Source organism: Pedobacter sp. 05T44, assembly GCF_056395985.1.
Genome location: NZ_JBFTKO010000032.1, coordinates 1 through 11,120 on the forward strand (window position 1 = coordinate 1; position 11,120 = coordinate 11,120).

Below are 11,120 nucleotides of genomic sequence, written 5' to 3' on the forward strand. Positions count from 1 at the left end.
GGCCAGGCGAACAAAGCCATAAATAGCATAAATGTGTCTCCTTAGTTTTTTACTTAAAAAATAAATACCAAGTGAAAAACTTGTACTATATCTCTGAGTAGTTATTTTACTGCACTCTGCTGATAGTTTATCAAATATCTCTTTCATAATCAGTGATTAAAGTACTTAACAAGTTGTTGGGCGGCTACATTACCAGAAATAATTGACGGTGGAACACCAGGACCGGGAACGGTTAGCTGTCCAGCATAAAAAAGGTTGTCTATTTTATTATTTTTAAGTGAGGGTTTTAAATTAGCAGTCTGCATTAAGGTATTTGCCAATCCGTATGCATTCCCTCTATAGGAATTGTAATCGGCTATAAAATCAGAAACACAATAACTTTTTTTGTAATCAAGATGCTTCCTTATGGGATTACCGGTATATTTTTCAAGACGGCCGAGGATCAATTCAAAGTATTTCTCCCTTAAAATTTCTCCATCTTCCAATCCGGGCGCAAGGGGCATCAGTATGAACAAATTTTCATGTCCCTCTGGCGCCAGTCCGGTTTCTGTTTTTGAAGGGCAACAAACATAAAAAAGAGGTTTTGAAGGCCATGCAGGTTGTTTATAGATTTCTAAAGCATGCTGTTTCAGGTCCTGATCAAAAAATAAAGTATGGTGCTTTAATTTATCTATCCGGCGATTTACACCTATATAAAATATCAGGCATGAGGGGGCTAGAACACGTTTATCCCAATATGCGTTACTGTAATTCCGGTATTGGTTACCAAGGAGCTTTTCTTCGATATGATGATAATCGGCTGCGGCAATAATACCGTCATACGGCTTTCTTTCATTTTTAAGACCTATTTCACTAACCAATCTGTTGTGAATAGTGAAATCGATTATTGGTTTATCGAAATAAAAATTAACACCCTGCCTTTCAGCCACAGTTTTCATCGCCTTTATAACACTGGAAAAACCTCCCTTAGGGTACCATGTCCCCAATTTTAGACCTGCATAGTTCATCAGGCTATACAGCGCCGGGGTATCCTGCGGCATTGCACCTAAAAAAAGTACGGGAAACTCCATCAAGGCAACCAGTTTAGGGTGCTTAAAAAACTTTTTTACATGTTTACTGAAGGAAGTAAACACCTGAAGCTTAAACACTCCTTTCATCAGGTCAACATCCGCAAATTCGGTTAAGGATAAACCTGGTTTATATACTAGTTTTTCCATTCCTACCTTGTATTTAAATTCTGCTTCTTTTAAAAACTGATCCAGCCTTAGGGCACTACCAGACTCAATTGACTCAAACAAATTCCTTATACCTTGGTAATCCGAAGGAACATCTAGCACCTCATTTTCGCTATAAACGATAGAAAAACCAGGGTCAAGGGCTTCGAGCTCATAAAAATCGCCGGATGTATAGCCAAAATCATTAAAAAACCGTTCAAATACATCGGGCATCCAATACCAGCTTGGCCCCATATCAAATAAATAACCATTCTCAGTAATCAACTGCCTGGCGCGCCCTCCTAACTGTTGGTTCTTTTCATAAACATCGACATGATATCCAGCCTTGCCCATATAAGCCGCGGCACTTAAACCTGCAAAGCCTGAGCCTATAACAGCAATTCTGGAAATATGACCATTCGGTTTAGCTGCCATGTTTTATAGTTTTAATTGTTTCCTCGAATGCTTCTATTGATTGAAGAGCGCTAACATTCCCCTTCAGCGCTAATTCAGGAATAAGCTTATTGTTTCCAGCGATATATATTTTGGTTTGTTGAAAGTGTTCGGCCAGCTGATTTAGGTACTGGTTTGCGTTAGCAACGGGTCTCGATCGTACCAAAAAAAGCAGCATATGATCAATCCTATTGTGAAGCATTGCATCTATAAGAGATTCAAACGGAACTCTTCCACCAAGAAAGATCACCTTTTGACCGTAACTTCTAAGCATATAATTCGCAAACAGCAAACCAATGTCATGGTCTTCATCCTCAGGTAAAAATAATAGCCAGGTAGATTTTGTTTTAGACTTTAATGGAATCTGATTAATAGCAGCAAATATTTTCTGCCTGATAATATTGGATAAAAAATGTTCCTGAGCCGGACAAATGTTGTCCCTGCGCCACATCAGTCCGAGTCTGACCAATAATGGATAGATAACATTCTTGTAAGCAAATGGTAAACCGAAATCGGCAATACATTTTGAGATTAACTCATCAAATTCCCTTTCGTTGTATGCAAGTCCAAACCCAAGCAACTGTGATATATAGAATTCGCAATTTGCATCTGGGGAAACAGTGCTGTCGATTTCCTTTTTTAACAAGTTGTCGATTTCCTGCTCGGAAAGTGCACATACCTGAGATATTTTTAAACCAGACTGGCTAAGACTCACGATGTTTAATAATTTACGAAGTTGATGATCATCATAAAACCGTGTATTTCCAGCCGAACGCATCGGGGTAAGTGCCTTGTATCTACGTTCCCATATTCTAATGGTATGGGTCTGTACACCAGAAAGTTGTTCGAGCTCAGATATAGAATACATTTTACGTTGTCTAAATAAATTTTAAATTATCTAGACAAACATACTAAAAGTTATGATAGTTTTAACACAGTTTATTTTATGATTTTGATATGAATAAAAGAACATGCATTTTTATTTATATGAAACCTAAACCATTAATTCTTCTTTTCTGCTTGATATTGTCCTTCTTCCCGTTTTTAACATCTGCCAGGGATGTTCTGCAGCCAAATTCATTAACCTGTGAATACGCGAGTAATCCGCTGGGTATTACATCCCAAACGCCTAAATTAAGCTGGTTCATCGCCTCATCACTCAGAAATACACAGCAAGCCGCATGGCAGGTACTCGTTGCAGATAACCTGACTGATTTGAGTAAAAATATTGGTAACATCTGGAATTCTAAAAAGATAAACTCCAATCAGTCCATACAGGTCCCTTACAAGGGAAGGCATTTACTGTCTGCAAAAACCTATTATTGGAAAGTTAAGATATGGGACAATCATGGAAATATATCGTCATGGAGCAAGACAGCGATGTGGCGAATGGGCTTATTGAACAGCGGCGACTGGCTTGGGGCAAAATGGATTGCTTATGAAGAATTACCCGCCGCTGAACGTATTGTACCGGCAATACACTTACGGGGTGATTTTGCTCCACAAAATGACATCCTCCCACTCTTTAGAAGAGATTTTTCAATAAAAAGAAAACTTAAAAACGCAACAGCATTTATCTCAGGATTGGGTCATTTCGATCTTAGCATTAATGGTTCAAAAGTAGGTGACCATATTTTGGATGCCGGGTGGACGCAATATGATAAACATGCTTTATATGTAACGTTTGACATAACAGATCAGCTCAAAAAAGGCGATAATACTATAGGTGTTATACTTGGTAATGGTTTTTATTTTATACCAAGAGATGATCGATACAGAAAACTAACGGGCGCTTATGGATTCCCAAAATTAATTTGCAGGGTTTTATTGGAGTATAGTGATGGCAGTACCGAAAATATTATCAGTGATGAGCAATGGAAAACTTCTCCATCACCAATAACCACTACCAGTATTTATGGTGGCGAGGATTACAATGCAACGCTTGAACAGAATAACTGGGATAAGCCAGGATTTGATGATTCGAAATGGAGAAAGGCCGTTATTGTAACTGGCTCTCCTGTTTTAAACTCGCAAACGGCAGAACCTGTAAGGCTATTTGAAACCTTTACTCCTGTTAAAATATCGAGCCCTAAGCCAGGCATATGGGTTTACGACATGGGTCAGAATGCTTCCGCAATCCCGGCAATAGAGACAAATGGCAAAAAGGGTGCGGTAGTACGGATTACTCCTGCAGAACTGTTAAATCCAGATGGAACTGTTAACCAATCTGCATCCGGTGTGCCGCATTATTACGATTATACTTTGAAAGGAGAAGGTAACGAGAAATGGCAGCCACGCTTTACTTACTATGGCTTTAGATATTTGCAGGTTGAAGGGGCCGTTCCTGAAAAAGAAGAAAACCCAAACAATTTACCTGTATTAACCTCTTTAAAAAGCCTACACCTTAGAAATGCTGCAGAAAATATTGGCAGTTTCAATTCATCAAATGAATTGTTTAACAAGACTTTTAAGTTAATAGACTGGGCAATTAAAAGTAATATGGTGAGCGTTTTTACCGATTGTCCGCACCGGGAAAAACTAGGCTGGTTGGAAGAGGCTCACCTTATGGGTGGATCGGTACAGTACAACTATAACGTAGCATCTCTGTGCAGAAAGATAATCAGAGATATGATGGCGGCACAAACAGCTGACGGATTGATTCCGGATATTGCACCTGAGTACACACATTTTGATGGTGGCTTCCGTGACTCTCCTGAATGGGGAAGCAGCGGGGTGATCTTACCCTGGTATGTTTACAAATGGTATGGCGATAAGGATGCGCTTGAAGAAAGCTATCCGATGATGCAGAAATACATTGCTTATCTGGGTACCAAAGCGACTAACCATATGCTTGATCATGGTTTGGGCGACTGGTTTGATATTGGGCCTAATTCGCCGGGTGAGGCGCAGCTTACTCCAAAGAAATTTACGGCTACCGCTATTTATTATTACGACATTGAAATTATTAGTAAAGTTGCCGCGCTGCTCGGTAAAACAGAAGATTCCAGGAAATATAGCGATTTGGCTTTAGCGGTTAAAAATGCCTTTAACACTACTTTCTTTAACAAAGAAACCAAACAATATTCAACCGGCAGTCAGACTGCCTATGCGATGGCAGCTTATATGAATTTAGTTGAACCTGAATATAAGGAAGCAATTATAGCTAATCTGGTGAAGGAGATTAAAGGAAGAAAAAACAGCCTTACTGCCGGCGATATTGGCTACCGCTATGTACTTAAGGTGTTGGACGATGCCGGTCGTTCGGATGTAATTTACGATATGAACAGCAAATCTGACGTACCAGGCTATGGCTGGCAGCTGGAACATGGTGCAACGGCGCTAACCGAATCTTGGCAGGCTTATGGTTTTGTATCTAACAATCATTTTATGCTGGGTCATTTGATGGAATGGTTGTACAGTGGCCTGGGTGGGATAAAAGCTTCTGCTGATGCAATAGCTTATAATAAACTGGAAATAAAACCTGAACAGGTTGGTAATATTACCCATGCAAGAGCCAGCTATAAAACCCCTTACGGAAACATTGTTTCTGATTGGAATAAAACTGAGAACAACTTTGAACTGAAGGTTGAGGTGCCTGTAAACTCCAAAGCCACAATCTATATACCTGCATCAGAAAATACAAAGATCTACGAAGGAGAAATGCTTATAAAAAACAATAAGGAAGTTGTATTTAAGGGCATTAAAAAGGGTTTCGCTTTACTAGAAATTGGTTCTGGTAATTATGTTTTTAAGGCTGCAGATTAGCTTTGACATTATCTAAGATCTACCCCATGGTCGTTTGGAAAATCTTCGCCACTCCAAATCTTTTGAGCACTCCATTTTTCTGGTAGATTTGCCCAGAAGGGATCTGTTGAAGGTAAGCCAAGCGGCAGGAATATACTGGTGCTCAAATAAGGACTTCCCTGATTGTTGTAAGTGTCTGCTATAGCCGGTTGCTGACCATAAACGCCAAGAGAAAGCCATCCATTTTTATAAGTGGATGGGCTTTCTAATGTTTTTTTAATTACAGCAGTAAGTGCACAACGTACCTGAGCAGCCGTTAGTTGCTTTGGCAGTGCTTTACGCCATGCCATATCGGCCAGGTGATGAAATGCTGCTCCACGATAAATGAGAGATCGACCGGTTGCGGGATAGGTTCCATCCGTATTAATCATCCTTTCCTGAATTACCGCAAAGCGTTCATTACGTTTCTTTATTTTTTCGGATAATGCGTTATACCCATTGGTCTTTTTATTGACAGTTTCAGTTATTGCTGCCAGATAAGGGTGAATTACAAAGCTATTATAGTAGTCGAATGCAAAGACGGGTCCATCAGAATAAAGCCCATCTCCAACATACCATTGTTCTAGCTGTTGCATGGCATAATCGACCCTCATTGGATCCCACTGGAACCCGTACTTACACAAAAATGCCTCGTTCATTGCCGAAAAAAGCAACCAGTTTGAAAAACCAGGTTTAAATTTCCTGGTGGTTTTTATAGAGMTCACCAGTCGGTCTTTTTCCTGTTTACCAAGATTTTCCCAAAGCCAGGGAGCCCTTATAAAAGCAAAAGACAAAAATGAGGCATCTACCAATTGCTGACCTGCCAAATCAAAGCGCATAAAGTCCTTTTTATTCGAATCTAGCGCATTAGCAAGTCCTTTCAACACCATATTACGGTACTGCTGGCGCAAATCCTTTTCCGCAGCATCACCATCCTCTAATTGCAACCAAGGCKCGATGCCACTCAAAACCCTGCCTAAAACTTCAAGATATTGCACTTGTATTCGTTGTGCCTTATTATCGGTGGTATTAGAGGTTACCTGTGGCATTTTTATCCTCAGACTATCGTTAGAGAGGTCGTATAGCACGGGTCTTACCATCTTATCCATTTGTTGCAGCCAAAAGGCCCTATCGCTGACCATCTGCTTTTTAACCTTTTTCTGAGCAAAACATACGCTAGTAGCCAGCAACAAAAAACACAATGTAAAACCTTTTCTGTTTAACGCAACCTTCATTTAATGATTTGATTAATTATCCATGGAAAATTAGGAAAATTATTTTTGCTTTGGCGGCAAAGGAACATCTTCTGTGAAAGGAACTTGTTTTCTAAGCATTTTACCGGCGTATCCTGAAAGATATAAGTAGTAATCAGAAGGAATATCTTCTTCAAATTTCACAAAAGTGCTTGCGCCAACGGGTGGGTTTTTAGATATTTTAAAAATAGCGGTTCCCTCGTCTACCTCATCAAACATGGCTACATAAAGCATCTCTGCGCCGTTTTTTACGGCCGTAGAGAGCTGTTTCCAAAAGAACTTGCCCCTGTTTCTTGGAATTTGGTTAGACGGCGATTTTGGATTCATATTGTGCCAGCTAAAGCCCGGAAAAACAACTCCAACATAATCGAGCTTATTTCGCTTACACCAGGCGATGTCTCCTTTTTGAACCTCTGCGTATTTATTATATGCAGTTTCATTGCCATATCTGCCAATGGTCCATGGATGAATGATATCTGCTTTTTTTATGATCTCATGAAGCAATGGGTTCTTTTCTGTATCGTTTCCAAATTCACGCCAGTAAGTGGGTACGCCTAACATTACTGAACAGCCGCCATAAACCGGATCATTCTTTAAAAAATCGACCATTTTAGCAACATCCTTTAGGGTATACTTCCGGTTATCTCCAAATCCAACTCCCCACAAAACCACAAGAGGTTTTCCGTTGTGGTATAAATAGGTTTGATTGTTTCCCTGGCTGGTTATTTTCATACTGTCGACCAGGTTTTTCCAATCGTTAATGAGCACCGGCACGTCAACTCTGTCTGTGGTACCCGACAGATCGTACATAACAGAGATTGCCCTTCCATATTTTTGTGAGGACTTTAGTGCATTTCCAAGCACTGTATTGAAATGATTGCGACCAGACTTTCCCTTGATCTCTGCTACAAAGCGCTGCATAAATACGCCGTCTAGTCCGTAATCTTTCATCCATTTAAAATGAATTTCGACAGTTGATGCATCGTGGGCGCTTGGCAGATAAGCTGCACTGCCATCAGCATGTACAAAAGATGTTTGATATACCTTTTTTAGCTCACTTGTTTCGGGCCATAAATCGACATTTGTACTTCCAGGTTCGAATTTTCCTTTAGATTGGTAGTGATACCAGCCTCGGCCAGCACCATCTTCGGCTGCGTTATGCCAGCCCTGATAGCCAGCCATAATTAAACCCTTATAGCTTTTAAACCGCGATGTTTTACTGTGTTTACTTTGTGCAAATACACTGTTTGCACAAAGTAACACAATCAGTAAAACTGTATGTTTTATATTCATAAAATTTAAAAATCAGAGTATTCAGTTGGAACGATGAATTGAGTATCGTTTCTTGAAACATTATTCTGATATTCAGGTAAAGCTGATACGCGTTTCCATTTCGGATCGGCACCAAAAACTTTCCAATGTTCGTCTCTCGATTTTTTATCACTGTAAGTGGTTAAATACATTAGGTTTGGCATACGGCTACCAGCTAATACTTCACCGTAGAATACGGCCTGGCTACCTATACGATCAAATATTTCAACTTCTTCATTGTTAAACATTTGAACTTTATTGACATGCTGCTTTTCGGAAGCACTTTCGTAGCTACGTAATTCATATATACGCTCGCTTTTGGCATTACTGAATACGGGTTTCTTTAATGTTGGCATTCCTGTAAATGCCTCTAAAATGATGTTTTCCTTTCTTACAAAAGCGGCATCATTGTAAGCTGCGTTTACATAATCAGCTCCCTTAATTGCCAGTTCTTTATCCTTTAAAAGCAATTGGGATACCTCGCTAAACTGTTTTAGTGATTGAAAAGCAAGAAATACATAGATCTTTTTATCGCTAGCCGTGTCTATATCCGCAGCTTTAAATACGCCTACTGTTTTAACACCTAGTCGGTGTGCAGCTGGCACATAAGCTTCTGAAAGGTATTTATCAACCCTTTCTTCCTGAGCTTTGCTTTTAAGGTGATATACCGTTATTTGATAAAATTGTTTTGGAGGGGCAGCGGCAATCGATTGCAATGTGCTGCCAATGATAAAGATAATAACGGCCATACAGCAGTTAAACAAAGTTTTTGATTTCATGTGTTTAGTTTATTTTAAGTACTAAAACTAGATAATTTCCTGCGACTTAAAGAAATAACAACAAATTCGTTGCGTAAAACTGTTCTTTTCTAATCTATCTCCAGAATGGTTTTAGCCAGATTGATCATGCGTTCGGTTCCTGTGTACTTTCCATGTTCGTCAGAAAGCTTTACAACCTCAGTCCACTCTCCATCCTTTGGCTGTGCCTCAGTCATTTTAATCACAATATTCATTGCTGTAGGCCCGGCATCGTTGGTAAGGTTTGTACCTATTCCAAATGACATTCCGATTTTATCACGGCAATGATCAGCAATGCGTGCGACTTTTTCATAGTTCAATCCATCAGAAAAAATTATGGTTTTGGTTCTGGGATCGATACCCATGCTGTTGTAATGCGAAATTACTTTATCGGCAAAAAGCAGTGCATCACCGCTATCGTGCCTAACGCCATCGAACAGCTTCGAAAACATTTTATCGAACTGTTTAAAGAACACTTCGGTAGTATAAGTATCAGATAATGCAATGCCCAAATCGCCACGATAAACGGCTACCCAATGCTCCAATCCTGTTGCATTGGCCATTTTAAAGCCATAACGTGCGGCATGAAACATAAACCATTCATGGGCATGGGTTCCAATAGGTTTTGTTTTGTGGATCATGGCCATATGTACATTGCTGGTGCCTATAAACGAACCATCTCCGTATTGGCTAAGTGCCTGGAGTACCAATCTATGGACCTGATAAGAGTACCGACGACGGGTACCAAATTCTGCTACTGTAACGCCTAAACGACGGTAGTTTTCGATCTTTTCTTTAGTATGGTTAATTACCTCGTCGTTAGAGATTCTTTGGGAATCATTAAGGACATAGAAGAGCTCACAAATGAGCGACATTAATGGTACTTCCCATAAAATGGTTCGGTACCACAGGCCTTCTACATGTACCTCAAGCTGATCTCCGTTTTGTGCAATGTGTACTTCTTCAGGATTGTAACGGTATCCTTCCAGAAAATCAAGATATACAGGATCAAGATACGGGCAATTTACCTGCAAAAAGTGTTTTTCTTCTCTGCTTATTTGTAATGTGGCCATTTCATTTACTGCCTCTCTTAATGCTTTTGCAAAACCATCAGGAAATGAATGTTTGCCCCGATTTATAAATGCATACCGTGCTTTTGCAGAAGGAAATAAACGGGTTACCCCCTGCTGCATGGTAATTTTATAAAAGTCGTTATCTAATATTGATGATAGTATTGGCAACGCATGTAATGACATATTAAGAGATATTTTTATGAACAAATAATTGGTTTAACAGAGCTTAATAACATTTCGTGCTCTTTGCCTTTTAATTTTATTGACCCAAGGGTCTCTACTATATAACTGCTGGTTAACTGAAGCTTATTTATGAGTTCTGAAGATGCAATTACCTCCTCGTCATACTGTTTACACATTCCCTGTATCCTGGAAGTTGTATTTAATACATCACCAGAATAGGTTATATCCCGCTTAATTATTCCTACTTCGCCTGCAACAACTTTACCGCAGTGGATTCCGGCTTTAAAGGTAGGCACCACACCGTAACGCTTCAGGTATTTATTTTTTATATTGTTAATGTAGGTCTTAATATCGAAAAAACACCGTACACACATGCTGTTTTCAATCCCGTCCTCATACTTCCAGGCCACAATAACTTCGTCGCCTGCATACTGGTATATCTCTCCCTTGTTGTCCAGTATGGGGTTGGTAATATCTGTAAAGAAGTCCTTAAGAAATTCATGGTACTTTTGATCACCCAATTGTTCGGCTATTGTTGTGGATGAATTGATATCGAGAAACATAAAAATGCGCTGTTCCTCTCTAGGAGTATTGTATTTTCCGCGTACAATGTTCCAGAACGTGCCATGGCCAAATTTGCTATTGATTTGCAGAAGCAATTGGGTAACAGCCACTACTATACCCCAGGCAAGACCATTTTTAAAAAGCCGGTGCGTATCCTGAACAGAAAAAATACGGAACAAGACGTTGATGAACAAAATAATAAGTACAAAAGATATCATTACCGCAAGTACGGTATAGCCGTAAGACTTGTCCTGGTACTTTACGTTTACAAAGAATACGAGCAAACTTCCGCCTAAAAGAGCGCCGACCAGCGCAGCAAACATGTTTCTAATAACCGATGAAAGAAAAGTATAGTCGGAAGATGGCCCCAATGAATTATTGGTATATAATATCATATGATCGTAAACGGCCATTATAAAGCCAATAATGAGCCATGCAATTATAATTATTCCAAGCTGCCTTAACTTATATTGTGTTCTGCGGTTCATG

The 11,120-nt window shown here is 39.6% G+C and carries 8 protein-coding genes; 1 reads left to right on the forward strand and 7 read right to left on the reverse strand.

What is annotated here, in order from left to right; translation table 11 throughout:
• Window positions 1-149 precede the first annotated feature (149 nt).
• On the reverse strand, window positions 150-1,649 hold the full coding sequence (locus AC1DDK_RS25525; RefSeq protein ID WP_337716320.1) for a phytoene desaturase family protein: 1,500 nt from the start codon (window positions 1,647-1,649) through the stop codon (window positions 150-152).
• Window positions 1,639-2,535: a MerR family transcriptional regulator gene (locus AC1DDK_RS25530; RefSeq protein ID WP_337716322.1), complete on the reverse strand. Its 897-nt coding sequence runs from the start codon at window positions 2,533-2,535 to the stop codon at window positions 1,639-1,641. The genes AC1DDK_RS25525 and AC1DDK_RS25530 overlap by 11 nt, the downstream gene beginning before the upstream one ends.
• A 119-nt stretch (window positions 2,536-2,654) precedes the next feature.
• On the opposite strand from AC1DDK_RS25530, the gene AC1DDK_RS25535 reads away from it, so the two are divergent.
• Window positions 2,655-5,432: a family 78 glycoside hydrolase catalytic domain gene (locus tag AC1DDK_RS25535; RefSeq protein WP_288879414.1), complete on the forward strand. Its 2,778-nt coding sequence runs from the start codon at window positions 2,655-2,657 to the stop codon at window positions 5,430-5,432.
• A gap of 8 nt (window positions 5,433-5,440) precedes the next feature.
• On the opposite strand, the gene AC1DDK_RS25540 is transcribed toward AC1DDK_RS25535, so the two are convergent.
• The 5 genes from AC1DDK_RS25540 to AC1DDK_RS25560 all read right to left on the reverse strand — a co-directional run bounded on the left by AC1DDK_RS25540 (window position 5,441) and on the right by AC1DDK_RS25560 (window position 11,119).
• On the reverse strand, window positions 5,441-6,685 hold the full coding sequence (locus AC1DDK_RS25540) for a DUF2264 domain-containing protein (protein ID WP_477634177.1): 1,245 nt from the start codon (window positions 6,683-6,685) through the stop codon (window positions 5,441-5,443).
• Between the two features lie 39 nt (window positions 6,686-6,724).
• On the reverse strand, window positions 6,725-7,996 hold the full coding sequence (locus tag AC1DDK_RS25545; RefSeq protein ID WP_288879416.1) for a glycoside hydrolase family 99 protein: 1,272 nt from the start codon (window positions 7,994-7,996) through the stop codon (window positions 6,725-6,727).
• A 5-nt stretch (window positions 7,997-8,001) separates the two neighbouring features.
• Window positions 8,002-8,793, reverse strand: a complete 792-nt coding sequence (locus AC1DDK_RS25550) for an NIPSNAP family protein (RefSeq protein ID WP_337716325.1) — start codon at window positions 8,791-8,793, stop codon at window positions 8,002-8,004.
• 89 nt (window positions 8,794-8,882) lie between these two features.
• Entirely contained in the window at window positions 8,883-10,067 is a 1,185-nt protein-coding gene (pncB, locus tag AC1DDK_RS25555) for a nicotinate phosphoribosyltransferase (protein ID WP_288879418.1), read from the reverse strand.
• Between the two features lie 14 nt (window positions 10,068-10,081).
• Window positions 10,082-11,119 (reverse strand): adenylate/guanylate cyclase domain-containing protein, encoded by a 1,038-nt coding sequence (locus AC1DDK_RS25560; protein ID WP_288879419.1) that lies wholly within the window; start codon window positions 11,117-11,119, stop codon window positions 10,082-10,084.
• Window position 11,120 lies beyond the last annotated feature (1 nt).